Source organism: Microbacterium sp. NPDC064584 (assembly GCF_040687315.1).
Classification (GTDB): domain Bacteria; phylum Actinomycetota; class Actinomycetes; order Actinomycetales; family Microbacteriaceae; genus Microbacterium; species Microbacterium lacus.
The window spans coordinates 775358-799852 of sequence record NZ_JBFBMZ010000001.1 but is presented as its reverse complement, the minus strand read 5'-3'; the positions used below and the strand labels follow the sequence as shown (position 1 = coordinate 799852).

The window sequence follows — 24495 nt, the reverse complement described above, 5'->3', positions numbered from 1 at the left end:
GCCGTGTACGTCATCGTCGGAGTGACGGGCGGGATCGCCGCCTACAAGACCGTGCAACTCGTGCGCCTGCTGGTGCGGGACGGACACGAGGTGCACGTGATCCCCACCGAGGACGCGCTGCGATTCGTGGGCACGCCGACGTGGGAGGCCATCAGCCGTCATCCGGTCACCACCTCCGTGCACGACGACGTCGCGAAAGTCCGCCACGTCGCGCTCGGGCAGGCGGCCGATCTCGTGATCGTGGCGCCGGCGACGGCGAACTTCCTTGCCAAGACGGCCGCCGGATTGGCCGACGACCTGCTGGGGACGAGCCTACTCGCGACGACGGCACCGGTCGTGGTGGCCCCCGCGATGCACACCGAGATGTGGCGGCATCCGTCGACCGTGCACAACGTCGCCGTCCTCCGCGAGCGCGGCGTGCACGTGGTGGGCCCCGAGGACGGACCGCTGACCGGCGGTGACGTCGGCCCCGGACGCATGACCGAACCCGAGGCGCTGCACGCATATGCCTCCGCACTCATGAACCGCAGGCGCGACCTGTCCGGGCTGCGCGTCGTGGTCTCCGCGGGCGGCACGCGGGAGCCGATCGATCCGGTGCGCTTCCTCGGCAACCGCTCGAGCGGGCGACAGGGGGTCGCCGTCGCGCTAGCTGCAGCCGACCGCGGCGCGTCGGTCGCGCTCGTGGTCGCCCACGCGGATGCCGATGCCCTCGCCCCCGCGATCGGTCGCGCCGGCATCGAGCTCGTGCGGGTCGGCACGGCGGCCGAGCTCGGCCGTGCCGTCACCGAGCGCGCGGTGGACGCGGATGTCGTGGTGATGGCGGCGGCGGTCGCCGACTATCGGGTGGCCGAGACCGCGGACCGCAAGCTCGCGAAGGAGGACACCGGCGGGGTCCTCACGCTGCAGCTCGTCGCGACCGAGGACATCCTCGCCGGCCTCGTACGCGGTCGGCGCGACGGGCAGACGATCGTCGGGTTCGCTGCCGAGACCGAGACGGATGCCGATGCCCTGCTCGACCGCGCGCGACGGAAGCGCCGCCGCAAGGGCGTGGACCTGCTCGCCGTGAACGAAGTGGGCTGGCAGAAGGGGTTCGAGAGCGCAGAGAACGCCCTGACGATCCTCGGTGCCGAGGACGAGGTGGTCGCCCAGGTCTCCGGGAGCAAGCGCGAGGTCGCCGACGCGCTCTGGGACGCGGTGATGACCTCCCGCTGACCCGCTTTCCCGCCGAGATGGTCCCCTCTCCGGCGAGATGGTGGGTTTTCGCCCGAGAATGCCCCCACCACCTCGGCGGGAAACCCACCACCTCGGCGGGAGAGCCACCACCTCGGAGGAAGAACCACCACCTCGGCGGGAGGGGTTATGGTGGAGGGGTGCTGACCTGTCGTTGTTGTCGCTGAGCGCCTCGCGCTCGCCTTCGACGACCCCAGCCATCCGCCGCGCCCCCGCGCGCGGCCTTTCCCTCAGGACACCACTGTGCGCTACGCCGAGAACATCACCGACCTGGTGGGCAACACCCCCCTCGTCCGCCTGAACCGCGTCACCGACGGCATCCGCGCCACGGTGCTCGCGAAGATCGAGTACTTCAACCCCGGCGGCTCCGCGAAGGACCGCATCGCGCGGAACATCGTCGACGCGGCCGAACGCGACGGCCTCCTCCGCCCCGGCGGCACGATCGTCGAGCCCACGAGCGGCAACACCGGCGTCGGCCTCGCCCTGGTCGCCCTGCAGCGCGGCTACCGGATGATCTTCGTCGTCCCCGACAAGTTCGCCGGCGAGAAGGTCGACGTGCTCCGAGCCTACGGCGCCGAGGTCGTCATGACGGACACGAGCGTCGAGCCCGACGACCCCCGCTCGTACTACAGCGTGTCCGACCGCCTCGCCCGTGAGATCCCCGGCGCATTCAAGCCGAACCAGTTCGCGAACCAGAACGGTCCGCGCGGTCACTTCGAGACCACGGGACCCGAGATCTGGCGCGACACCGAGGGCCTGGTCACCCACTTCGTCGCCGGCATCGGCACCGGCGGCACGATCACCGGCACCGGCCGCTACCTGCGCGAGCTCTCGCAGGGTGCGGTGCGGATCATCGGAGCCGACCCGGAGGGCTCGATCTACTCCGGCGGGCCGATCCACGGCTACGCGGTCGAAGGCGTGGGCGAGGACTTCTGGCCCGAGACGTTCGACCCGACGGTCGTCGACGAGTACCACCGTGTCAGCGACGCGGAGTCCTTCGCGATGACGCGGCGCCTCGCCCGCGAAGAGGGACTCCTCGTCGGCGGCTCGAGCGGCATGGCCGTGGTCGCTGCCCTCCGCACCGCCCGCGACCTTCCCGCGGACGCCGTCGTGGTCGTCCTGCTGCCCGACCACGGCCGGGCGTACGTCAGCAAGATCTTCAACGACGCGTGGATGACCGACCGCGGTTTCGCCACGACCGACACGACTCCGGATGCCGCCGCCCCGGCATCCGCCACGATCAGCACGACCGGGAGCAACGCATGAGCGAGCACATCCGCGGCTTCGACAGTCTCGCCGTCCATTCCGGCCAGGAGTTCGATCCGACCACCGGCGCCGTGATCCCGCCGGTGCACTTCTCCACGACCTACGCGCAGGACGGGATCGGCGGACTCCGCGGCGGCTACGAGTACGGACGCAGCGGCAACCCGACCCGCACGGCGCTGCAGACCCAGCTCGCCGCGATCGAGCACGGCCGCCACGGTCTGTCGTTCTCGTCGGGTCTCGCCGCCGAGGACGCGCTGCTGCGCGCGGTGCTGAAGCCCGGCGACGACGTGCTCCTGTCCGACGACGTGTACGGCGGCACCTACCGGCTCATCGCCCGGATCCTCGGACCGTGGGGCGTGGGCCTGCGGGTCGTGGACATGACCGATCTCAGCCAGGTGGCCGCGGCACTCGAGGAGAAGCCCGCGAAGGTGCTGTGGGTCGAGACGCCGAGCAACCCGCTGCTGCGCATCACCGACATCGCGGGTCTCGCGAAGCTCGGACGGGATGCCGGTGCCCTGGTCGTGGTCGACAACACGTTCGCGTCCCCGGCCCTGCAGCAGCCGCTGCGGCGCGGGGCGGACGTCGTCGTCCACTCTGCGACGAAGTACCTCGGCGGGCACTCCGACGTCGTGGGCGGCGCGCTCGTGATGAACGACGACGCCCTGGCCGAGAGCGTCGGGTTCCTGCAGTTCGCCGCCGGCGCGGTCTCCGGACCCATGGACGCGTTCCTCACGACGCGCGGAATCAAGACGCTCGGCATCCGGATGCAGCGCCACAGCGAGAACGCGGCCGCCGTCGCGTCCTTCCTCGAAGGCCACGATCGCGTCGCGAAGGTGTACTACCCCGGGCTGTCCTCGCACCCGGGTCACGAGCTGGCGGCGTCGCAGATGTCGGCGTTCGGCGGCATCGTCTCGCTCGCCCTCGCCGACGGCGCAGCGGCACGGAGGTTCGCGGAGTCCACGCGCGTGTTCCAGCTCGCCGAGTCGCTCGGCGGCGTCGAGTCGCTCGTGAACTACCCGGACGCGATGACGCATGCCTCCGTGCGAGGCACCGAGCTCGCCGTCCCCGAGGAGGTCGTCCGCCTGTCGGTCGGCATCGAGAGCTCCGAGGACCAGTTGGCCGATCTCGAGCAGGCGCTCGCCGCGCTCTGAGCCGGCCCGTTCGCGCCGCCACGCGGTCGCGGCACGTGCGCCGCCTCGCGGCACGCCGTGCATGACGGGCCGCGAGCGATTCGAAGGGCCGCGAAGGCCGAGTCGCGCGCGCCGCTCAGCGGGTGCGCAGACCGTCCAGCGCGACGCGCAGCACGTCGTCGGCGAGGTCGTCGGCGCCTTCGGCGCCCGTCGGGCGGTACCACTCCACGATCGAGTTGACCATGCCGAACACGAGGCGGGTCGCCACGGACGGGTCGACGTCGGCGCGCACCGAGCCCTCCGTCTGCGCGTCGCGCACGAGGGCGGTGATGCGGTGGTCGAACGCGCGGCGGCGCTCGAGGGCATCGCGCTCGACCTCGGTGTTGCCGCGGACGCGCAGCAGCAGCGTGACGTACGGCAGCTTCTCGACGAGCACGCGGACGGCTCCGCGCAGCACGAACTCGAGCCGCTCGCCGGCGGCGCCCGCACTCGCACCCGGCTGCGCGAGCACACCCTCGAGGCCACCCAGAGCCTCATCGAGGGCGACGCCGAGCAGATGCTCCTTCGAGTCGAAGTGGTGGTACAGAGCCGATTTCGTGAGGCCCAGCCGCTCGGCGACCGCGGCGACCGACGTCGCGTCGTACCCGTGCGCGATGAACACGTCGACGGCCGCCGCGAGGATCTGATCGGGGTCATAGCCCGGTCGTCCGCGACGGGCGGGGGCGGATGCCGGGGCGTCGGTCACCCGCTCAGTCTGACACCCGCCGCCCGGGTTTGCCCGCGCGGGCATGCCTGGCATACTGATTTCCTGAACGCTCGGTCGGTAATGGACCGGCGGCCGGACACCGCAGTCAGGAGCAGCACATGGGCCCGTTGCGCATCGAGCGCCTGCCCGACCGGGTCGTGGCCACCCTCGATCGTCCGCACAAGCGCAATGCGATCGATCAGGCCACCGTCGACGCGCTGCACGACCTGTGCGCCGAACTGGAGCGCGAGCCGCGAACGCTGATCCTGACCGGCGCGGGCGGCGACTTCGCCGCGGGCGCCGACATCGCCCAGCTCCGCGATCGCCGCGCGGCCGACGCGCTCCGCGGTATCAACGCGACCGCGTTCGGACGCGTCGGTGCGCTGCCGATGCCGGTGATCGCGGCGATCGACGGCTACGCGCTGGGCGGCGGCGCCGAGCTCGCCTACGCGGCCGACATCCGAATCGGCACCGGCGCGATGAGGATCGGCAACCCCGAGCCCCGGCTGGGAATCATCGCGGCAGCAGGCGCCACGTGGCGCCTGCGCGCGATCGTCGGGGAGGGCCGCGCGAGCGAGATGCTGCTGACCGGCCGGATCATCGAGGCCGACGAAGCACTCGCGATCGGCCTGGTCTCGAGCCTGCATCCGTCTGAGGAGCTGCTGCCCGCCGCCCATGCGATCGCGGACCGCATCGCGGCGAACGATTGGCTCGCCACCCGGCACACCAAACGCGCACTGCGGGCACCGCGGGAGCGGCATCCCGAGATCGACGGAGAACTGCAGGCGGAGCTGTTCGAGAGTCCCGAGAAGCACCGGCGCATGACCGCGTTCCTCGAGCGATCGGCGGCCCGGTGAGCGCGCCGCGCACGGTCGGCGTGCTGGGCGGCGGGCGGATGGGCTCCGGGATCGCCCACGCGTTCCTCCTCGCCGGCAGCAGCGTCGTCGTCGTCGAGCGCGACGCGGCCGCAGCCGAGGACGCGACCGTGCGCATCCGCCGAGACATCACCCGATCGCTCGAGCGCGGCGCGACGGTGCTCACCGCCGACGAGCTGGTCGACGCGCTGTCGACCGGAACGGATGCCGCCGCCTTCGCGGACTGCGCACTCGTCGTCGAGGCGGTCCCGGAGGACGCGGAGCTGAAGAGGCAGGCGCTCGAGCGCGTGGAGAGGGCAACGCCCGACAGCACCGTGCTCGCCTCGAACACGTCGTCGATCCCGATCGATGAGCTCGCCGCCCCGCTCCGCCGCCCCGGGCGCTTCGTCGGGCTGCACTTCTTCAATCCGGTTCCGGCCTCCGCGCTCGTCGAGATCGTCCGGGGGCGGGCGAGCGACGACGAGGTCGTCGACGCCGCACGCGGGTGGGTCGACGCCCTCGGCAAGACGCCGATCGTGGTGCGCGACTCCCCGGGATTCGCCTCGAGCCGGCTCGGCGTCGCCCTGGGTCTCGAGGCGATCCGCATGCTCGAGGAGGGGATCGCCACGGCCGAAGACATCGACGCCGCCATGACGCTCGGGTACCGGCATCCGATCGGCCCCCTGCGGACGACGGATCTCGTGGGCCTGGACGTCCGCCTCGGCATCGCCGAGGAGCTTCACGCGCGGCTCGGCGAGCGCTTCGCCCCGCCCGAGCTGCTGCGCCGGATGGTGGCCGAAGGCCGGCTCGGACGGAAGACCGGAGAGGGGTTCTACCGATGGGAGAACGGATGACGCTGCCGAGTTACGTCCAGGGCCACTGGTGGTCCCCCGAGGCGGATGCCGAATCGACGCTCGTGCGCGATGCGACGACCGGTGCGGAAGTCGCCCGCGTCAGCACCGCGGGGCTCGATCTCGCCGGTGCGCTCGCCTACGCCCGGACCGTGGGGCAGCGCAGCCTCGGCGCACTCACGTTCCACCGGCGCGCGGTGCTGCTCAAGCAGTTCGCCCGCGCGCTGACCGAGCGCAAGGACGAGCTCTACGAGATCTCGACGCGGACCGGTGCGACGAAAGCCGATTCGTGGGTCGACATCGACGGCGGCATCGGCGTGCTGTTCTCCTACTCGGGCAAGGGCCGGCGCGAGATGCCGAACGCCCACGTGTACGTCGACGGACCCGCCGAGCCGCTCTCGAAGGACGGCTCGTTCCTCGGACGTCACATCTACACCCGGCTGCCGGGCGCGGCCGTGCAGATCAACGCGTTCAACTTCCCCGTGTGGGGCGCGCTCGAAAAGCTCGCCCCCGCCTTCCTCGCCGGGATGCCGACCCTGATCAAGCCGGCGACGCCGACGGGCTACCTGACCGAGGCGTGCGTGCGGATCCTCGTCGAGGCCGGTCTCGTCCCGGACGGCGCGCTGCAGCTCGTGAGCGGACCGGTGCCCGACCTGTTCGATCACCTGCGCCTGGGCGACCTCGTGGCGTTCACCGGCAGTGCCGCGACCGCCGAGAAGCTCCGCGCGCACGAGTGCGTGCAGACCGGCGGCGTGCGGTTCTCGAGCGAGACCGACTCGATCAACGCCTCGATCCTCGGTCCCGACGCCGAGCCCGGCACGCCGGAGTTCGAGGCGTTCGTGCGACAGCTCGTCACCGAGCTGACCTCGAAAGCCGGGCAGAAGTGCACCGCGATCCGCCGATCGCTCGTGCCCTCGACATCCGTCGACGCGCTGATCGACGCGGTCCGCACGCGCCTGTCCGAACGCGTCGTGGTCGGCGATCCGCGCGCGGACGGCGTCACGATGGGCCCGCTCGCCTCGACCGCGCAGCGCGACGAAGTGCTCCGGCAGGTCGCGCGGCTCCAGGCGGCCGGCGGTGAGATCGTGATCGGCTCGACCGAGGCGCCGTCCGTGACGCACGCCGACGGTTCGGTGGGACCGGCCCCCGACGGCGCGTTCGTCGCGCCGATCCTGCTGCGGTTCGCGGATGCCGCGGCCCCGGCCGTGCACGAGGTCGAGGCGTTCGGCCCCATCGCGTCGATCCTGCCGTACGAGACCACGGCGGAGGCCGCGGATCTGGTCGCCCGCGGCGGCGGATCGCTCGTCACGAGCATCGCCACCCACGACCCGGCGGTCGCGGTCGAGCTCATCGGACGCATCTCGGCGTTCAACGGACGCGTGCTGCTGCTGGACCGCGACGACGCGCGCTCCTCCACCGGTCACGGCTCGCCGCTGCCGAACCTCGTGCACGGCGGTCCGGGGCGCGCCGGTGGCGGCGAGGAGCTCGGCGGGATCCGGGCCGTCCTGCATCACATGCAGCGCACCGCGGTGCAGGGCTCGCCCGACATGCTCACCGCGCTCACCGGCGTGTGGCATCCGGGCGCCGCCGCGCAGCCCGGGGGCGTGCACCCGTTCCGCAAGTCGCTCACCGACCTGCGGCTCGGCGATCAGGTCGTGTCGGACACGCGCGAAGTGACCCTCGCCGACATCGAGACGTTCGCCCACTTCACCGGCGACACGTTCTACGCCCACATGGACGAGGAAGCGGCATCCGCCAACCCCTTCTTCCCCGGGCGGGTCGCGCACGGATATCTGCTCGTCTCGTGGGCGGCCGGCCTGTTCGTCGACCCCGCGCCCGGGCCGGTGCTGGCGAACTACGGCCTGGAGAATCTGCGCTTCGTGACACCCGTGTCGCCGGGCGATGAGATCCGGGTCGAGCTCACCGCGAAGCAGATCACCCCGCGCGAGACGGACGAGTACGGCGAAGTGCGGTGGGATGCCGTGATCCGCAATCAGCGCGACGAGCTCGTCGCGCAGTACGACGTGCTGACGCTCGTCGAGAAGGAGCTTGCTGCGGTCTGACCTACTCCGCGAGGGAGCGGTCGGTCGTGAGCGAGCGGCCGCGCATCTCCGCCACGACGTCGCCGGTCTCGTCGGCGACCGTGACGTCGTACAGGCCCACGCGCCCGCGGCGGGCTCGGCGCACCGCGGTCGCGGTCAGGGTCTGCCCCGCCACCGTGGACGTCAGGAACGTGATGTCGGCGCCCTGGGCGACCGTGATGCGCTCGTCCTCGTTGCACGCGATCGCGAAGGCCGTGTCGGCGAGCGCGAACACCAGGCCGCCGTGCGTGATGCCGAAGCCGTTCGTCATGTCCTCGCGCACGAGCATGGACACGACGGCGCGACCGGGCTCGTCGTGCTCGACGACCATGCCGAGGGATGCCGAGGCGAGGTCGCGCGCCATCATCGCTTTCGTGGGCCTCTCCATGTCTGGCATAATATCTGAACGATCGTTCTGTAAAACATCGGAGTCGAAGATGACCGCGTCCAGCACCCCCGAGGAGCGCTTCGAGCAGATCATCGCGGCCGACTCCCGGGTCGAGCCGCGCGACTGGATGCCCGAGGCGTACCGCAAGACGCTCATCCGTCAGATCTCGCAGCACGCGCACTCGGAGATCATCGGGATGCAGCCCGAGGGCAACTGGATCACCCGCGCACCGAGCCTGAAGCGCAAGGCGATCCTGATGGCGAAAGTGCAGGACGAAGCGGGCCACGGCCTGTACTTGTACTCGGCGGCGCAGACGCTCGGGATGCCGCGCGAGCAGATGACGCAGGATCTGATCGACGGCAAGGCGAAGTACTCGTCGATCTTCAACTACCCCACCCCGACCTGGGCCGACATGGGCGCGATCGGGTGGCTCGTGGACGGCGCGGCGATCTGCAACCAGGTGCCGCTGTGCCGCGCGTCGTACGGGCCGTACGCCCGGGCCATGGTGCGCATCTGCAAGGAGGAGTCGTTCCACCAGCGCCAGGGCTTCGAGATCCTGCTGTCGCTCATGCAGGGCACGCCGGCGCAGCGGCGCATGGCGCAGGACGCCGTGGACCGCTGGTACTGGCCGAGCCTGATGATGTTCGGGCCCCCCGATGAGCAGTCCCCCAACTCGGCCCAGTCGATGGCGTGGAAGATCAAGCGGTTCTCGAACGACGAGCTGCGCCAGCGCTTCGTCTCGATGCTCGTCCCCCAGGCCGAGGCCCTCGGTGTCACGCTGCCCGACCCGAACCTGCGCTGGAACGCCGAGACAGGTCGGTACGACATGAGCGAGATCGACTGGACCGAGTTCTTCGACGTGCTCGCCGGCCGCGGCCCGATGAACGCCGAACGACTGCGGGCCCGCCGCGAAGCGCACGAGAGCGGCGCCTGGGTGCGCGAGGCCGCGGCGGAGTACGCCCGCAAGCAGGCCCTGCGCTCCGAACGGGCGGTGGCGTGATGGCGACTCCGGGATCCTCGCCGGCCGAGAGCTGGCCGCTGTGGGAGGTGTTCGTCCGCGCGAGCCGGGGCCTCAGCCATGTGCACGTCGGGTCGCTGCACGCCCCCGACGCCGAGATGGCGGTCCGCAACGGCCGCGACCTGTACACCCGGAGAGGGGAGGGCGTCTCGATCTGGGTCGTGCCGGCGGAGGCGATCACGACGAGCGACCCCGACGCGAAAGGCGCGTTCTTCGAAAGCCCCGCAGGCAAGAACTACCGCCACGCGGTGTACTACACCGCCTCCGAGGGGGTGCCGCACCTGTGAGCGATCTGCACGGGGACGTCACCGTCGACGAACTGCGGCTCGCCGACGAGCTCACGGGGGCGGATGCCGCCCCTCCCGCCTCCGCCGACGTCGCGGAGTACGCGCTCTGGCTCGGCGACGACGCGCTGATCCTGTCCCAGCAGCTCGCCGGCTGGATCGCGCACGCCCCCGAGCTCGAAGAGGACGTCGCCCTCGGCAACATCGCCCTCGATCTCCTCGGACACGCGCGCTCGCTCCTGCACTACAGCGGCACCGCGGACGGCCGATCCGAGGACGACCTGGCGTATTTCCGCGGCGAACCGGACTTCCGCAGCGCCTGGCTCATGGAGCAGCCCAACGGCGACTTCGCCCAGACGATCGCCCGGCAGCTCGTCGCGGCGACCTTCATGTTCGAGCTCCACACCGCCCTGCAGGACTCGACGGACCCCACGCTCGCCGCGGTCGCCGCGAAGGCGGTCAAGGAGGTCGACTACCACCGCGACCACGCGATCCAGTGGACGCTGCGCCTCGCCGGCGGCACGGAGGAGTCTCGCGCACGGATGATCCGCGCGATCGGCGACATCTGGCCGTACGGCGACGAGCTGTTCCGCGACGAGGCGCTCATCGAGCGGCTCCCGGGCATCGCGGTCCGCCCCTCGACGCTGCGCCCCGGATTCGATGCCGTGATCGCCGCGGTGTTCGCCGAGGCCGAGCTCGAGGTGCCGCAGGGCTTCGTCTCATCCGGAGGCGGGCGGCGCGGCATCCATTCACCGCATCTGGGCTTCATCCTCGCCGAGATGCAGGTGCTCGCCCGTCAGCATCCGGGGGCGACGTGGTGATCACGCGCGACGAGGCCTGGGCGGTCGCTGCGACCGTGACCGACCCGGAGGTCCCGGTCCTCACGATCGAGGACCTCGGGGTGCTGCGTGCCGTCGAGGTGGACGGCGACCGGGTCGTCGTCACCCTCACGCCGACCTACAGCGGATGCCCCGCGATCGAAACGATGCGCGACGACGTGGTCCTCGCGCTCATCGCCGCGGGGGTCGAGGACGTCCGCGTGCAGACCACGCTCGCCCCGGCGTGGACGACGGAGTGGATGACGGATGCCGGCAAGCAGAAGCTGACCGCGTACGGGATCGCGCCGCCGCACGGAGCGCCCCCGTCCGGCCCGATCCGGGTCCGCCTGGCCGTGAAGTGCCCGCGCTGCGGCTCGCTGCGCACGCGCGAGCTGTCCCGCTTCGGCTCGACGGCCTGCAAGGCGCTGTACGAGTGCCAGGACTGCCTCGAGCCCTTCGATCACTTCAAGGCGCTGTGATGACGACCGCCACCCGGCGCCGCGCGCGGTTCCACGAGCTCGAGATCCTCTCGGTCCGGCCGCTCACCGCGGACAGCATCGAGGTCACCTTCGGCGTCCCGACGGACCTCGCGGACGACTACGCGTACCTCCCCGGTCAGTACGTCGCGCTCCGCGCCAACGTGGACGGCCACGAGGTGCGCCGCAGCTACTCGATCTGCCGCCCCCCGCAGCCGGGATCGATCAGCGTCGGGATCAAGCGCGACCTCGGCGGCCTGTTCTCCGTGTGGGCGCACGAGAACCTCCGTGCGGGCGTCCGCCTCGAGGTCATGAGTCCCGACGGAGGGTTCACCTCGAAGCTGCCCGACCTCGCGCACGCCCACCTCGTCGGGATCGCCGCGGGCTCCGGCATCACGCCCCTCATGGCCCTCGCCGCGCACGTGCTCGCCTCGTCGGATACGGCACGGTTCTCGCTGATCTACACGAATCGCGCGACCCAGGACGTGATGTTCCTCGAAGAGCTCGCCGACCTCAAGGACCGCTACCCGGCGCGCCTCGCGCTGCATCACGTCCTCTCCCGCGAGCAGCGTGCGGCACCGCTGCTGTCGGGCCGCATCGACGCGACCAGGCTCGAGACGATCCTGGACACGCTCGTTCGGCCTGAGACCGTCACCGAGTGGTTCCTGTGCGGCCCGTTCGAACTCGTGGCGCTGTGCCGCGACACGCTGCAGGCGCGCGGGGTGCCGGCATCCGAGATCCGCTTCGAACTGTTCACGACGGATGCCGACTCCCCGCGCACGGACCGCGGACGTCCCGTGCAGACGCGGGAGGGTGAGCCGACCGTGCAGATCGAGTTCACGCTCGACGGCCTGTCCTCGCGGGTGGAGTCACCGGTCGCGGCGAACGAGGCGATCCTGGATGCCGCCCTCCGTGTCCGCGGCGACGTGCCGTTCGCATGCGCCGGGGGTGTGTGCGGCACGTGTCGCGCCCGGCTCGTGTCGGGCAGCGTCCGAATGACCGAGAACTACGCTCTCGAACCCGATGAGCTCGAGCGCGGATACGTCCTGACGTGCCAGTCGCACCCGACGAGCGAGCGCATCGTCGTGGACTACGACGGATGAGTCGGTGAAGGAAGGCGTGAGCATGATCGAGGTCGAGATCGACGGGGCCGTGGCGAGGATCACGCTCAACGCCCCCGCCAAGCGCAACGCCCTGGACGAACGCGCGCTCATCGATCTCTCGGCGGCGTACGACGAGGCCGAAGCCGCGGGCGTGCGGGCGCTCGTGCTCAGCGGCGCCGGTCCGGCCTTCTGCGCCGGTCGCGACATCGCGGGCGTCGACCCTCGTGACGACGACGTGCAGGGCTACCTCGGCGGGCTGGTCACTCCGCTCCTGCGGAAGATGTCGGCGTTCCCCGCCCCGACGTTCGCGGCCGCCCACGGCGCATGTCTGGGGGTCGGCCTCGGCCTCCTCATCGCGACCGATGTCGTGTACGTCGCCGATTCGGCTCGCATCGGCTCGCCGTTCGCCGCCCTCGGCGCGACGCTGGATTCCGGCGGCCACGCGCTGTTCTTCGAGCGGCTCGGCGCCCACAAGACCCTCGACCTCATCTACACGGCGCGGCTCATGAGCGGCACCGAGGCGGTGCAGTCCGGGCTGTTCTCCCAGGTCTTCCCGGCCGATGAGCTCCTCGCACGTACCGAGGAGGCCGCGACGCGAGCTGCCGCCGGTGCGACGCAGGCCTTCGTCGCGAGCAAGACGCTCATCAGTCGCCTTCGCGACGAGCGCCTGGGGCTGTGGGACGCGATGGCGCTCGAGAACAGCGCTCAAGTGGCGCTGTGCGACACCGAGGACTACCGCGAGGGCTTCGCGGCGTTCCAGCAGAAGCGCGCCCCGCGGTTCGGTGGAGGCCGCTGACGAGCGGATGCGGCAAGCTCGGAGCATGACCCGCACCGGTGTCCTCTCCCTCGGAATCGCCGCGGCGATCGGACCGCAGCGCGCCGCGGCGTTCGCCGCCGGCGCGGAGGCCGCGGGCTTCCACGCGCTGTGGGTCAACGACACCCCCGGCGCCGATGCGCTCACTCTGCTCGAGGCGGCAGCCGCGGCGACCTCCACCCTCACGCTCGCGACCGGCGTGCTGCCGCTGGACCGGTGGAGCGCCGCGACGATCAGCGAGCGGGTGCGTGCCCTGCCGCAGGAGCGCGTCGTGATCGGGGTCGGCGCGGGCGGCATCCGCACCGGCGCCCTCGATCTCGTGCGCACGACCGCCGCCGACCTCCGCGCCGGGACCGCCGTCCGTGTCATGGTGGGCGCGCTCGGTCCGCGCATGCGCCACCTGGCCGCAGCAGATGCGGACGGGCCGCTGCTCAGCTGGCTCGACCCGGCGACCGCGTACGTGCAGGCTGCACAGGCACATGCGGTCGACCCCGCCGCACACGTCGCGCTGTACGTGCGCACGGCGCTCGAGCCGGACGCGCGGGAGCGCCTGCGCGAAGAGACGGGCCGCTATGCGGGCTTCCCGTCGTATGCGGCGAACTTCGCTCGCCTGGGGCTGAATCCCGACCGGACGGTGCTGGATGCGGCCGACCTCGGCTTCGGGGAGCGCCTGGCGCAGTACCGCGCGGCGGTCGACGAGGTCGTCCTGCGTGCCATCACCGCGACCGACGACGCGGCCGCCGACCACGCGTTCCTCGAGAGCGCCGCGGCGCTCTAAGCGGGCGCGGCGCCGAGCTTCTTGCGGGCGCGCCGATCCCGCAACGCTTCGACCGCGCACCAGACGAGGGTCGCGACCGCGATCCCCTCCAGCATCCCGGCGACGACATCACTCAGCCAGTGCGCGTGCAGGTACGTGCGACCCCACATCATCCAGACGACCCACACCGCGCCGATCGTCCAGATCCACCACCTGCGGAACAGCAGCGCGAGGGTCACGACGAACGTCGTCGCGACGGCGGTGTGGCCCGACGGGAAGGAGGTCGCCACGCTCTCGGCGAGCGAATCCCCCGGCCGCGCCCGCGCGATGATCGCCGCCATCGGCGCACCGATCGCCACCACCAGCGCGATCGCGATCGCCATGTTCAGTGAGTCCCACCGTCGCTTCCGCCAGTACAGGACGATCACGGTCAGCAGCGCGATCGCGAACATCCCGATCGTGCCGCCGACGATCGCGGGAATCCAGGCCAGGATCAGTCCCGGCGGCGTCTCGATGCTCACCATGAGCTCGTTCCACCACACGTCGATCCCGAGCGGCTTGTGATCGTCGATCGCCACGACGAAGCGCAGGATCACGAACAGCACCGTCGCGAGAATGCCGACCACGAGGGCGATCATGCGCCGGGCGTCGGGTTCGGCGGATTCAACGGCTTGCGGGGGTACCGAGGGTGCGTCCGTGCTCACGCGCCCACGCTACCCGCACGCGCGCCGTCGGGTGAGGGCTTGCGCGGCGGGACGAAGGGCCTTTCGCCCTCGGCGGCGGCGGGATGGACTGGGGTCGCGATGAGTGCGACGAGTCCCTGCTCTGCTCCCCCGACGCTCGGCGTCGCGGAGGCCTCGGCGCTGAGCGCGGACGACGTGCTCGCTCGCGTCGCGACATCCCCGTCGGGCCTGAGCACGGCGGAGGCGGCGCGGCGCCTCGCGGAGATCGGTCCGAACGCCCTTCGCACACGGCGGGCGCGTGCGTGGCCGGTGCTCGGCCGGCAGCTCCGCAGCCCCATCCTCGTGCTGCTGTTCGTCACGGCGCTCGTCTCGGTGTTCCTCGGCGAGGCGGCGGACGCGCTCATCATCGGAGTGATCCTCGTCGCGAGCATCGGACTCGGTTTCGTGAACGAGTACCGCGCGGCGCGGGCTGCGGACTCTCTGCACGACCGCATCCGGCACTCGGTCATCGTCCGGAGAGACGGCGTGCCCAGATCCGTCGATGTGACCGTCCTCGTGCCGGGAGACATCGCGCTCCTCGCGACGGGATCCGTCGTCCCCGCCGACATGCGGCTGATCGAATGCCACAATCTCGCGTGCGACGAGGCGATCATCACGGGCGAGTCCATCCCGGCCGCGAAGTCGACCGCGACGATCCCGGCCGGGACAGGTGTGGGCGACCTGCGCGCCGGCCTGCTGATGGGCACCGTCGTGCAGTCCGGCTCGGCGACGGCCGTGGTCGTCGCGACCGGCCGCGCCACGGAGTTCGGTCGCATCGCCGCGGGCGTGTCGACGACCGAGCCTGAGACGGAGTTCCAGCGGGGGCTCGCGAAGTTCTCGCTGCTGCTCCTGCAGGTGGCCGCGGTGCTGACATCGTTCATCTTCATCGCGAACGTCGTGCTGCAGCGGCCGATCCTCGAATCGCTGCTCTTCTCGCTCGCGATCGCCGTCGGGATCACCCCCCAGCTGCTGCCCGCGGTCGTCAGCACGAGCCTCGCGACCGGCTCCCGCGTGCTCACGAAGCGGAACGTCCTGGTCAAGCGACTCGTGTGCATCGAGGACCTCGGTGACCTCGACCTGCTCGTCACCGACAAGACCGGCACCCTCACCGAGGGCCGGATCAGCTTCACGACCGCGCTTCCGGTGCGCGCCGGCCTGTCGCCCGCCGAGCTGACGTGCTGGGGGCTGCGCGCCACCGAAGCCGCGGAGACGTCGGTGACGACCGCGGGATTGAATGCGGTGGATGCCGCGCTGTGGGAGGCCTCGCACGAGGCCGGCTCGCGGCCTGACGGCTTCCGTCGGATCGACCTGCTGCCGTTCGACCACGAACGACGCATGACCACGGTGCTCGGAGAGACGCCCGACGGGCGGCGCGTGATCGTGACGAAGGGCGCACCTGAGGATGTGATGCGCCGCTGCAGCGATGTGCCGCCGGCGGCGAGCGGTGTGCTCGCGGGCGCATACGGCTCGGGGGCCCGGGTCATCGCCGTCGCCACGACGACCGCGTCCGACCAGGAGCGACTCTCGCCCGAGGCCGAAGCCGGCCTCTCTCTCCAGGGGTTCCTGCTGTTCCTGGACCGCCCGAAATCGGACGCGCGGGCATCGCTGAGGACCCTCGCCACACTCGGGGTGAGCGTGAAGGTGGCCACCGGCGACAGCGCTGTGGTCGCGGAGAAGGTGCTCGCCGACATCGGTCTGCCGCCCGGTGACACGCTATCGGGCAGCGATCTGGATGCGATGGGTGACGACGAGCTCGCCCAGAAGGCACGCACCGCGACGATCTTCGCCCGTGTCTCTCCCGAGCAGAAGGCGCGGGTGGTGCGGCTCCTGCGCCACAGCGGCCGCGCCGTCGGCTTCCTCGGCGACGGCGTGAACGATGCGCTCGCGCTTCACCAGGCCGACATCGGCATCTCGGTCGACTCCGCGGCGGACGTCGCGAAGGACGCCGCCGACGTCCTGCTGCTGGAGAAGGACCTCGGTGTCCTCGCCGAAGGGGTCAGGGAGGGGCGACGTATCTTCGCGAACACCATCAAGTACGTCCTGATGGGCACATCGAGCAACTTCGGCAACATGTTCAGCGCCGCCGTCGCGTCCCTCGTCCTGCCGTTCCTGCCGATGCTCCCCTCGCAGATCCTGGTGAACAACCTGCTGTACGACAGTGGACAGCTCGCGATCCCCGGCGACCGTGTCGACCCGGAGCAGCTGGTGGCTCCGGCGCACTGGGACATCAGGGGCATCCGCCGGTTCATGCTCGTGTTCGGTCCGATCAGCTCCGTCTTCGACTTCGCCACGTTCGCCCTCATGCTCGGGGTCTTCCACGCCGGTCAGAGCGAATTCCAATCGGGCTGGTTCATCGAGTCCCTCGCGACCCAGACCCTCATCGTCTTCGCGATCCGCACGCACCGCACACCGTTCCTGCGCAGCCGGCCGTCGACGGGACTCATCGTGACGGCGACCTCGGTCATCGCGATCGGGGTCTGGCTCCCCTCCTCGCCGTTGTCCGCCGTGCTCGGTTTCCAGCCTCTCCCGGTCGGGTTCTTCCTCGCCCTGGTCGCGGTGGTCGTGCTCTACCTCGTCGTCGTGGAGCTCGCCAAGCACGCCTTTTACGCGCGACTGCAGCGACCCCGCGCCTCGGCGACCTCCCGCCGACGCGGCTACCGTCATCGGGTCACGCGACGGGCATCGCGCTTCAACCCCCGGCGACCGACGTAGGCTTCACGCATGGCAGCGCACACGGTGGTCGACTTCGGGCACCGGCTGCTCAATCGCCTGCACCGCGGCATCCTCGCCGTCACCGGGGGGCGTCTGGGCTGGCGGATCGGCCCGATGCCGGTCGTCGAGCTGCATACGGTCGGGCGCACCTCCGGCGCGCGCCGGAGCGTCATGCTCACCGCGCCGGTGCACGACGGCGACACGTACGTGCTCGTCGCCTCGAAAGGCGGGGACGACCGGCATCCCGCGTGGTACCTCAACCTCATCGCGCACCCCGACGTCGAGTTGACGACCGGCGGCACGACGGTCCCGATGCGGGCCCGGACGGCGAGCGCCGCCGAGCGCGCCGAACTCTGGCCCCGCATCACGCGCGCCTACCGGGGCTACGCCGGTTATCAGCGCAAGACGGACCGGCTGATTCCGGTCGTGATCTGCGAGCCGCGCCCGTAGCTTCAGGCCGAGGCCTCGTGGACGTCGCGGGCTTTCAGCGTGCGGAATGTCGTGACCATCCGGGTGCCGATGAGCACCTTGCCGCGCGAGTGGAGCTTATCGAGATCCCGGTACGCGTCTCCGATCTCTTCCAGCGGATACAGGCCTGAGACCAGCAGCGTGAACGCGCGGATCCGGGCAAGCTCGGCGAGGCGGGCGAGCAGACTCGTACCGTAGGCGATCGATTCCGCATCATCGCGCAGCAGCTTCACCTCGGTGTGCCGGCGATCCTCGCTCGAGCGGTAGCGGCTCGCCGGCACGCCGAGATCCTCGGCGAGCGCGTGACCGTCTTGACCGAAGTTGTCGATGAGCGCCGTGACCGGCCCCCCGGCGGCGGCGCGGATGCGATCGGCGATGCCCTCGCCGTAGCGCACCGGTTTGATGCCGAGCTGACGCAGGTAGTCGAAGTTGCGGTCGCCGCACGTGCCGATCACGCGGGCGCCGCGGTGTTTGGCGAGTTGGGCCTCGATGCTTCCGACACCGCCGGCGGCCGCGGAGATCACGACCGTGTCCTCCGGACCGATCTTGAGCTGGTCCAGGGTGTCCAGCGCCGTCGCACCGGCGAGGAAGAGCCCTCCCGCCGTCTCCCACGACACCTCTTTCGGCTTGACGACGAGGGCCGCGGTCGGAACGGTCACGTGTGTCGCCTGCGCCCCGGCGCGCACGTGGCCGATGACCTCGGTCCCCGACTTGAACGTGCCGTCGCCGGCGACGACGACCCCGGCGAAGTCGCTCCCCGACCTCCGCGGCCACGGATCGGCATCCCACTCGGTCTCGCGGCCGGCGCGGATGAAGCCGTCGATGTGGCTGATCCCCGCGCAGATCACCTCGACGGTCGCCTCACCCGGCCCGGGAACCGGCACGTCCGTCGGTCTGAGCTCCAGCACGTCGGCATCGCCGTTGCGGTCGTACTCGACGACCTTGGGGGTCTCCTGCTTGCGTGCCATGGCCGACGCACCTCCGGTTCTCACGAACGTCGCGTGCCGGCGGATGCGGCTTCCTCGCGCGCTCACCTCATATGATGAGGCCGATTCACGGGGGCAGGACGCGGAATGGCGAAACCGGTCAGCGCACCCGGATCGCGGCCGGCTGGATCGTGACGGTGAATGACGTCGTCTCGCCGATCTCCTCGCCGTCGATCTCGAAGGCCCGCGCCTCAGGGAGGGTCACCTCGATCTTCTTCGCGCGACCGTGCCCGACGGCATCCGTGCTCGTCAGATCGTCCTTCTTGGTGATCAGCCGCATCAGACCGTTGTCCCACATCATCGTCTTGAGCGTGCCCGCCCATTCGCCGAAGCCCTCCGCGCTCAGCACGAGGTAGTCGAGCTCTCCGTCGTCGGGGAGCGCATCGGGCAGGAGTGTGATGCCGCCCTGCAGGCTGCCGCAGTTCGCGATGAGCAGCGTGTGCCCTTCCTCGTCGCGCGGCGGGTTGCCGTCGGTGGTGATGTGGAACGGCACGACCTCGCTCGCCGCGAGCGCGCGGCCGAGCGACTCCACGTAGGCGAGCCACCCGGCCTTGCTCTTCAGATCCTCATCCGTCTCGGCGATCATCTGGGCGTCGATGCCGAACCCGACCATGACCGCGAAGGCGTGACGTTCCACGCCCTCGGCGAGCTCGACCTCCACCCAGCCGATGTCGATCGCGCGCTCCGCGTCGCCGAGGGCGCGCATGAAGGCGGCCGGGACGTCGTTGATCGGGACGTCGAGGTTCCGGGCAAGGAGATTCCCCGTCCCGAGCGGGATGATCCCGAGGACGGCGTCGGCGGCCGCGTCGGCGAGGTGCTCGGCGACCGCGCGGACCGTCCCGTCACCCCCGGCAACGACGATCAGGTCGGCGCCTGCCGCGAGCGCGTCACGAGTGGCACCTCGGCCCGGATCGTCCTTCGTCGTCTCCCACCACGTCACCGTCGGCGCGGTGGCCTCGTCGATCGCTTCGGCGAGGCCGGACTCGAGCGTTTCCTTCTCGGTCTTGGACGGATTCCAGACGACGGCGATGTGCGAGGTCATTGCACGGCTCTTCTCATTCGGATGCTGCGCCGCGAAGTGGGGCGCTGTTAGCACGATAGATCCCCGTGGTCGGCGGGGGGCACCCTTGACACCGACGATGCGGCGGGATGGCACGGACGGCGGGATCCCGCAAGCCCCCCGTCCGATCCCGCTCCGCGCACCACGATGGGATCATGATGACTCTGCACTACACCGGCGGCGCGGTCATGATGGCCGACGACGTGGCAGAGGCCGTCCTGCACTACGCACGTGAGCTCGCCGCGACGCAGAGGTCCGATGTGCTCATCGTCCCCGTCGTGGACGCGGCAGGCATCCTCACGACGGCGGAGTTCCTCATCGGGCCCGCAAGTCAGCTCCTGGCGATCCCGGTGGACGGCGCGACGGAGCGCGGTCGCGACCAGAACGTCATCGACGACATCGACCGGCGGACGCAGTCGCTCCGGCCACCGGCGGCGGGCACCCGGCGATTCGTCGGACCGGATCTCGATCAGGACCTGGACCTCTCGGCGCCCTAGTCCGATGGCGCGGCGGCGTGACCCAGACGCTTGCGGAAGTAGATCTCCTGGATGCCGCCGCCCTGTTCCACCCGCTGGGTCTCCACGTATCCGCACCGCTCGTAGAGCCGGATGTTGGCCTCGCTGAGGCTGCCGGTGAACAGCTCGGCCTCCGCCGCACCGGACGCCTGTTCGGCCGCCTCCAGGAGCGCCTGTCCGATGCCGGCGCCCTGCTGGTCCGGTGCGATCGCGATGCGCCCGATCAGCAGCAAATCGCCTTCCCGCCGTGTGCGGATCGCCCCGACCAGACGGCCGGATCTCCGTGCGATCCACCCGTCGGCATCCCGCAACTCGGCCTCGAGCTCGTCCAGCGTCTGCACGAGCGGAGGCATGTCGACGGACTGATAGATGATCGCCTCGGAGACGAAGGCCGCACGCTGGATCGTGAGCACCTCGCCGGCGTCGGACGCCGAGATCGGCGAGATCTCGATGTCGTCGTGCGATGCCGACACGATGTCCTCCGCCGCCGGTCAGGCCGGGACGTCGCCGCGCCAGGCGCCCGTCTCGACGCCGCGCGCCTCGATGAATTCCTTGAAGTTCTTCAGATCCTTCTTCACCGCGTGCGAACCCGCCCCGATGAACGAGCCGACCTTCTCGAGAAGGCCTTCCGGCTCCCAGTCGATCTGCACGGTGACGCGCGCCGAGGTGTCGGTCAGCTTGTGGAAGGTCACGACACCGGCGTGGTGGGTCTCGCCGCCGACGCTGTGCCACGCGACGCGCTCATCGGGGTGCTGCTCGGTGATCTCCGCATCGAACTCCCGCTCGGCGCCGCCGACCTTGACCTTCCAGTGCGTGTGGGTCTCATCCAGCTGCGTGATGGACTCCACCTCGTCGAGGAAATTCGGGAAGCTCTCGAACTGCGTCCACTGGTCATAAGCCGTCCGCACGGGCACGTCGACGTCGATGGTCTCGATGATCTGCACCATTGTCTGCTCCTCTATCGGGGTTCGGGGTACCTGATCATTCAGCCGCACGCGTGCACTTTCGCGAGGGGGGTTGACAGGCACATGCCGGATCACTGTTCGCGCGCGTGCAACTTCACCCATAATTGGGGAAGCGGGGAGGGATTCCCGCACCGACGAGAAAGCAGCGCGATGCCGTTCCGGACCTTGAGCACGCTCCAGTCGTGGCTGGACGAGTTCGCGACGCTCGGCTATCCGCTGAACGGATCCGCGAAGGTCGTCCCCCAGGACGACTTCGAGGGCGAAGACACCGGTCTCGTCGTCTTCCAGCTCATGAACGCCCCGACGCACGCGTATCTCGCTCCCGAGCCCGGCTCCCACGAATGGCGGGTCACCATGGAAGCTCGGGAGGTCCCGGCCACCATGACCGCGGCCGACGTGCTCAAGCTCTCGTACGAACTCTCCGTCGTCGCGGCGCTCGGAACGTTCTTGCAGGCCAAGTCCTACGCTTTCCTGCACGGCGCGACGGAGTGACGCTCAGATCCGCGCCTGCTGCGCCGCGACCGTGAACCCGTCCAGCGCCTCCGCGAATCGCCCCGCGTCGTTCTGATCCGACCGCTCGATCGCCGCGCTGAAGGCGTCGTCGAATCGGGTGAGCACGTTCCAGGGCTCGCCCTTCAGGTCGGCGATGACCGTGAGCCTGCTCACGCGGCGATCGTCCCTGTCGACGTCGCGTTGCACGGCGCCGCGCTCGACGAGTCGATCGATCAGCGTCGTGACCCCGGCCGAGGTGATGCCGAGGTAATCGCGCAACTCGCCGGGGCGCGTGCCGGGGTTGGCCGCGATGTGAAGCAGCGCGCGCGCGTCGAGCTCGTTGACACCCAGGAGCAGGCGGGCGGCGAGGAGTGCGGCGTTGCGCGCATCGACGTATCGACGCAGAGCTACGGCCAGCGCGGGGAGCGAAGAGGATGAGGGCGAGATCATCGCTGCCATCTTCCCACCTCCTCGATCGACTTTCCGCCACGCTACCAGATCCTCTAGTGAGACTAACTGTTCGAGAACTTATCTAAATTTGCGAGATATTCGTGCTACGGTTGTCCCGTCGATCGGGGTCGGCATCCACCCAACCGCAAAGGAGATCTCGCATGGGGTACCTGTTCTACGGAAACACCGCCGAACCGATCGAGATTCCGGATCGTCTTCTGGCTCACATCAAGGTCGTGATCGCGACGAAGCTGCGCCGGAGCGAAAGCTTCACCCTCACCTGGCGCCATACCGAGGACATCCCCGGAGGGCGCTCGACGATCTGGCTGCAGCCCGCCATCCCCCTCCGCTTCGTCTTCACCTCCGAGTCCGAGACCCTCGACCACGAACTCCTCGCGCGCTTCGCGCAGGCGTCCAACTCGTCGCAGGGGCTCACGATCGAGCTCGACATGCTCGAAGAGCAGCCGAGGAAGAACGCAGCCCTGGCCGGAGCCGCCTGACGCCGAACTGCCGCCGGCGGTCGGGCTCAGACGGCTGGGTGGTCCAGGATCGGCGAGCTCAGGCTCGTCCCGTTCAGGTCGAGATACAGCTCGCGCTCGGTGACCGAGACCGTCATCTCGTTACGCCGCTCCAGCGCGGCCACGGCCGCGTCCACGAAGCCCGGCGCGAAGCTGTGCAGCGTGATGTCCTCGACGTGGTGGATGCGCTTACCCGCCCACGGCGCCCTCACCTTCGCGGGGTCGCGATGCGTGTACACCGTGACGCGATCCGCGAGCTTGCTGCCGTGGTGCAGGCGCTCGGCATCCGGGGCCCCGACCTCGATCCAGACCGTCACGCGCCCGGTGAGGTCGCGGACGAGCACGGCCGGTTCGTCGGTGGAGGAGATGCCCTCACTGAACGCGATGCCCTCCTCGTACTCGAGGCAGTACGCCAGGACGCGGGTCATCATGTACGCCTCGGTCTCGGACGGATGCCGCGCCACGCGCAGCGCGAGCTCGTCATAGACACCGCGGTCGACGTCGGCCAGCTGCACGGTGAATGTGTGGATGGTTGCGCCGAGGGCCATGGGACACCAGCCTAGGGCTGGCCCTGCAAGTCCGTATGTGCGGACGTAGACTGAGCTTCATGCCGCAGATACGGGTGAAAGATGCCGCCACTTACCTCGGCGTCAGCGATGACACGCTGCGCCGCTGGATCGAGAACGGCGTGCTCTCCAGCGCCCGCGATGCATCGGGACGCACCGTCGTGGACGGCCTGGAGCTGGCCGCGCTCGCCCGACGCAACGCGGTCGTCCCCGCCGATCCGAGCGGGATCGGCCGGTCCGCCCGCAACAGCTTCGTCGGACTCGTGACCGAGGTGATCTCCGACACGGTGATGTCGCAGGTCGAGTTGCAGTGCGGACCGCACCGCGTCGTGTCGCTCATGAGCACCGAGGCTGTGCGCGAGCTCGGGCTCGTCCCCGGCTCGATCGCCACGGCGATCGTGAAGGCGACCAATGTGATCGTCGAAACTCCCCTGGGGAAGGCCACGCCGTGATGCGAACTGCGGCGGTGGCGGCGGCAGTCATCGGGGCATTCCTCCTGGGCGGGTGCACCACCCCGAGCCCGTCCCCGGATGCCTCGCGCGGCGTCCTCGCGGGCTCGATCACCGTGTTCGCCGCCGCCTCGCTGAAGACGACGTTCACCGAACTCGCCGAACGGTTCGAGGCTTCTCACCCCGGCACGACCGTCGATCTCAACTTCGCCGGCTCCGCAGATCTGGTCACGCAGATCACCGAGGGCGCTCCGGCCGACGTGTTCGCCTCAGCGGACCAGAAGAACATGGCCAAGCTCACCGACACCGGCCTGGTCGAGGGCGACCCCGTCGACTTCGCGACGAACACGCTGGAGATCGCCGTACCACCGGACAACCCCGCCGGGATCGCGGCGTTCGCCGATCTCGCCGATCCGGGGCTGAAGCTCGTGATCTGCGCACCGGAGGTGCCGTGCGGCGCGGCGACCGTCACCGTCGAAGAGGCGACGGGCGTGACACTCACCCCGGTCAGCGAGGAGTCGTCGGTGACGGATGTGCTCGGCAAGGTCGCCTCGGGTGAAGCGGATGCCGGACTGGTGTACGTCACCGACGTGATCGCCGCCGGCGACGCGGTGACCGGCATCCCGTTCGAGGAATCGGATGAGGCGGTCAACGTCTACCCGATCGCCTCGCTCGACGAATCAGACGCCCCGGACATCGCCGCCGCCTTCGTCGCGTTCGTCACGAGCGCCGAGAGCCGTGCCGTGCTCGAGGCCGCCGGCTTCGGAAAGCCCTAGC

At 70.3% G+C, this 24495-nt stretch carries 28 protein-coding genes and 1 pseudogene; 20 read left to right on the top strand and 9 right to left on the bottom strand.

Going from position 1 to position 24495, the window contains the following annotated elements; all coding sequences use genetic code 11:
• Nucleotides 1–3: 3 nt before the first annotated feature.
• From coaBC to AB0P18_RS03850, 3 genes and pseudogenes are all read left to right on the top strand, one after another.
• Nucleotides 4–1212, top strand: coding sequence for a bifunctional phosphopantothenoylcysteine decarboxylase/phosphopantothenate--cysteine ligase CoaBC (coaBC, locus tag AB0P18_RS03860; RefSeq protein WP_363359008.1), 1209 nt, complete (start codon nt 4–6; stop codon nt 1210–1212).
• A gap of 261 nt (nt 1213–1473) precedes the next feature.
• A pseudogene (locus AB0P18_RS03855) lies at nt 1474–2424 on the top strand (pyridoxal-phosphate dependent enzyme); the annotation flags it as partial.
• A gap of 68 nt (nt 2425–2492) precedes the next feature.
• Complete coding sequence (locus tag AB0P18_RS03850; RefSeq protein ID WP_363359007.1) at nt 2493–3647, top strand: cystathionine gamma-synthase; 1155 nt, start codon at nt 2493–2495, stop codon at nt 3645–3647.
• A gap of 115 nt (nt 3648–3762) precedes the next feature.
• Here the strand turns inward: AB0P18_RS03850 and AB0P18_RS03845 are convergent, their stop codons facing one another.
• Nucleotides 3763–4371: a TetR/AcrR family transcriptional regulator gene (locus tag AB0P18_RS03845; protein ID WP_363359006.1), complete on the bottom strand. Its 609-nt coding sequence runs from the start codon at nt 4369–4371 to the stop codon at nt 3763–3765.
• A 119-nt stretch (nt 4372–4490) separates the two neighbouring features.
• Here AB0P18_RS03845 and AB0P18_RS03840 point away from each other — a divergent pair, with 119 nt between their 5' ends.
• The 3 genes from AB0P18_RS03840 to paaZ are packed head-to-tail and all read left to right on the top strand — an operon-like array spanning nt 4491 to nt 8139.
• Nucleotides 4491–5228: an enoyl-CoA hydratase/isomerase family protein gene (locus tag AB0P18_RS03840; RefSeq protein WP_363359005.1), complete on the top strand. Its 738-nt coding sequence runs from the start codon at nt 4491–4493 to the stop codon at nt 5226–5228.
• Entirely contained in the window at nt 5225–6079 is an 855-nt protein-coding gene (locus tag AB0P18_RS03835) for a 3-hydroxyacyl-CoA dehydrogenase family protein (RefSeq protein WP_363359004.1), read from the top strand. The genes AB0P18_RS03840 and AB0P18_RS03835 overlap by 4 nt, the downstream gene beginning before the upstream one ends.
• A complete protein-coding gene (gene paaZ, locus AB0P18_RS03830; protein ID WP_363359003.1) occupies nt 6076–8139 on the top strand; it encodes a phenylacetic acid degradation bifunctional protein PaaZ in 2064 nt (687 codons plus the stop codon). Before AB0P18_RS03835 ends, paaZ begins: the two co-directional genes overlap by 4 nt.
• 1 nt (nt 8140) lies before the next feature.
• On the opposite strand, the gene paaI is transcribed toward paaZ, so the two are convergent.
• Nucleotides 8141–8545, bottom strand: a complete 405-nt coding sequence (gene paaI / locus AB0P18_RS03825; protein WP_363359002.1) for a hydroxyphenylacetyl-CoA thioesterase PaaI — start codon at nt 8543–8545, stop codon at nt 8141–8143.
• 49 nt (nt 8546–8594) lie between these two features.
• Between paaI and paaA the strand changes: the two genes are divergently transcribed.
• The 7 genes from paaA to AB0P18_RS03790 are packed head-to-tail and all read left to right on the top strand — an operon-like array spanning nt 8595 to nt 13836.
• The gene (paaA, locus tag AB0P18_RS03820) at nt 8595–9545 is read left to right on the top strand and encodes a 1,2-phenylacetyl-CoA epoxidase subunit PaaA (RefSeq protein ID WP_363359001.1); all 951 of its coding nucleotides are present in this window, start codon (nt 8595–8597) and stop codon (nt 9543–9545) included.
• Nucleotides 9545–9850 (top strand): 1,2-phenylacetyl-CoA epoxidase subunit PaaB, encoded by a 306-nt coding sequence (gene paaB / locus AB0P18_RS03815; RefSeq protein WP_344051532.1) that lies wholly within the window; start codon nt 9545–9547, stop codon nt 9848–9850. Before paaA ends, paaB begins: the two co-directional genes overlap by 1 nt.
• On the top strand, nt 9847–10668 hold the full coding sequence (gene paaC / locus AB0P18_RS03810; protein ID WP_344051530.1) for a 1,2-phenylacetyl-CoA epoxidase subunit PaaC: 822 nt from the start codon (nt 9847–9849) through the stop codon (nt 10666–10668). The genes paaB and paaC overlap by 4 nt, the downstream gene beginning before the upstream one ends.
• Nucleotides 10665–11144 carry a 1,2-phenylacetyl-CoA epoxidase subunit PaaD gene (paaD, locus tag AB0P18_RS03805; RefSeq protein WP_363359109.1) on the top strand — a complete coding sequence of 160 codons (480 nt, stop codon included), beginning with the start codon at nt 10665–10667 and terminating at the stop codon, nt 11142–11144. Before paaC ends, paaD begins: the two co-directional genes overlap by 4 nt.
• Nucleotides 11144–12244: a 1,2-phenylacetyl-CoA epoxidase subunit PaaE gene (paaE, locus tag AB0P18_RS03800; protein ID WP_363359000.1), complete on the top strand. Its 1101-nt coding sequence runs from the start codon at nt 11144–11146 to the stop codon at nt 12242–12244. Before paaD ends, paaE begins: the two co-directional genes overlap by 1 nt.
• Before the next feature lie 22 nt (nt 12245–12266).
• Complete coding sequence (locus AB0P18_RS03795) at nt 12267–13040, top strand: enoyl-CoA hydratase/isomerase family protein (protein WP_363358999.1); 774 nt, start codon at nt 12267–12269, stop codon at nt 13038–13040.
• 25 nt (nt 13041–13065) lie between these two features.
• Nucleotides 13066–13836, top strand: coding sequence for an LLM class flavin-dependent oxidoreductase (locus AB0P18_RS03790; protein ID WP_363358998.1), 771 nt, complete (start codon nt 13066–13068; stop codon nt 13834–13836).
• Here AB0P18_RS03790 and AB0P18_RS03785 read toward each other — a convergent pair.
• Nucleotides 13833–14519: a phosphatase PAP2 family protein gene (locus AB0P18_RS03785; protein WP_363358997.1), complete on the bottom strand. Its 687-nt coding sequence runs from the start codon at nt 14517–14519 to the stop codon at nt 13833–13835. The genes AB0P18_RS03790 and AB0P18_RS03785 overlap by 4 nt on opposite strands.
• Nucleotides 14520–14618: 99 nt before the next feature.
• Between AB0P18_RS03785 and mgtA the strand changes: the two genes are divergently transcribed.
• Nucleotides 14619–17249, top strand: a complete 2631-nt coding sequence (mgtA, locus tag AB0P18_RS03780) for a magnesium-translocating P-type ATPase (protein WP_363358996.1) — start codon at nt 14619–14621, stop codon at nt 17247–17249.
• 9 nt (nt 17250–17258) lie between these two features.
• Nucleotides 17259–17699 carry a nitroreductase family deazaflavin-dependent oxidoreductase gene (locus AB0P18_RS03775; protein ID WP_363358995.1) on the top strand — a complete coding sequence of 147 codons (441 nt, stop codon included), beginning with the start codon at nt 17259–17261 and terminating at the stop codon, nt 17697–17699.
• 2 nt (nt 17700–17701) lie between these two features.
• Here AB0P18_RS03775 and AB0P18_RS03770 read toward each other — a convergent pair whose 3' ends face one another.
• Together AB0P18_RS03770 and AB0P18_RS03765 are read right to left on the bottom strand one after the other, a co-directional pair.
• The gene (locus AB0P18_RS03770) at nt 17702–18685 is read right to left on the bottom strand and encodes an NADP-dependent oxidoreductase (RefSeq protein WP_363358994.1); all 984 of its coding nucleotides are present in this window, start codon (nt 18683–18685) and stop codon (nt 17702–17704) included.
• 118 nt (nt 18686–18803) lie between these two features.
• Nucleotides 18804–19745, bottom strand: coding sequence for a diacylglycerol kinase family protein (locus tag AB0P18_RS03765; protein ID WP_363358993.1), 942 nt, complete (start codon nt 19743–19745; stop codon nt 18804–18806).
• Nucleotides 19746–19918: 173 nt separating this feature from the next.
• Between AB0P18_RS03765 and AB0P18_RS03760 the strand changes: the two genes are divergently transcribed.
• Nucleotides 19919–20260, top strand: a complete 342-nt coding sequence (locus AB0P18_RS03760) for a hypothetical protein (RefSeq protein WP_344051512.1) — start codon at nt 19919–19921, stop codon at nt 20258–20260.
• Here the strand turns inward: AB0P18_RS03760 and AB0P18_RS03755 are convergent.
• Together AB0P18_RS03755 and AB0P18_RS03750 are read right to left on the bottom strand one after the other, a co-directional pair.
• Nucleotides 20257–20751 carry a GNAT family N-acetyltransferase gene (locus AB0P18_RS03755; RefSeq protein WP_363358992.1) on the bottom strand — a complete coding sequence of 165 codons (495 nt, stop codon included), beginning with the start codon at nt 20749–20751 and terminating at the stop codon, nt 20257–20259. The genes AB0P18_RS03760 and AB0P18_RS03755 overlap by 4 nt on opposite strands.
• Before the next feature lie 18 nt (nt 20752–20769).
• Nucleotides 20770–21225 (bottom strand): SRPBCC family protein, encoded by a 456-nt coding sequence (locus AB0P18_RS03750; protein ID WP_363358991.1) that lies wholly within the window; start codon nt 21223–21225, stop codon nt 20770–20772.
• Nucleotides 21226–21393: 168 nt separating this feature from the next.
• On the opposite strand from AB0P18_RS03750, the gene AB0P18_RS03745 reads away from it, so the two are divergent.
• Nucleotides 21394–21735, top strand: a complete 342-nt coding sequence (locus tag AB0P18_RS03745; RefSeq protein ID WP_363358990.1) for a hypothetical protein — start codon at nt 21394–21396, stop codon at nt 21733–21735.
• A 3-nt stretch (nt 21736–21738) separates the two neighbouring features.
• On the opposite strand, the gene AB0P18_RS03740 is transcribed toward AB0P18_RS03745, so the two are convergent.
• Nucleotides 21739–22194 carry a helix-turn-helix domain-containing protein gene (locus tag AB0P18_RS03740; RefSeq protein WP_363358989.1) on the bottom strand — a complete coding sequence of 152 codons (456 nt, stop codon included), beginning with the start codon at nt 22192–22194 and terminating at the stop codon, nt 21739–21741.
• Between the two features lie 152 nt (nt 22195–22346).
• Here AB0P18_RS03740 and AB0P18_RS03735 point away from each other — a divergent pair, with 152 nt between their 5' ends.
• Complete coding sequence (locus AB0P18_RS03735; RefSeq protein ID WP_363358988.1) at nt 22347–22685, top strand: hypothetical protein; 339 nt, start codon at nt 22347–22349, stop codon at nt 22683–22685.
• A gap of 26 nt (nt 22686–22711) precedes the next feature.
• Here AB0P18_RS03735 and AB0P18_RS03730 read toward each other — a convergent pair whose 3' ends face one another.
• Nucleotides 22712–23251, bottom strand: a complete 540-nt coding sequence (locus AB0P18_RS03730) for a YaeQ family protein (protein ID WP_363358987.1) — start codon at nt 23249–23251, stop codon at nt 22712–22714.
• A 59-nt stretch (nt 23252–23310) separates the two neighbouring features.
• On the opposite strand from AB0P18_RS03730, the gene AB0P18_RS03725 reads away from it, so the two are divergent.
• Together AB0P18_RS03725 and modA are read left to right on the top strand one after the other, a co-directional pair.
• Nucleotides 23311–23721 (top strand): TOBE domain-containing protein, encoded by a 411-nt coding sequence (locus AB0P18_RS03725; RefSeq protein WP_363358986.1) that lies wholly within the window; start codon nt 23311–23313, stop codon nt 23719–23721.
• Complete coding sequence (modA, locus tag AB0P18_RS03720; RefSeq protein WP_363359108.1) at nt 23721–24494, top strand: molybdate ABC transporter substrate-binding protein; 774 nt, start codon at nt 23721–23723, stop codon at nt 24492–24494. Before AB0P18_RS03725 ends, modA begins: the two co-directional genes overlap by 1 nt.
• Nucleotide 24495: the final 1 nt, after the last annotated feature.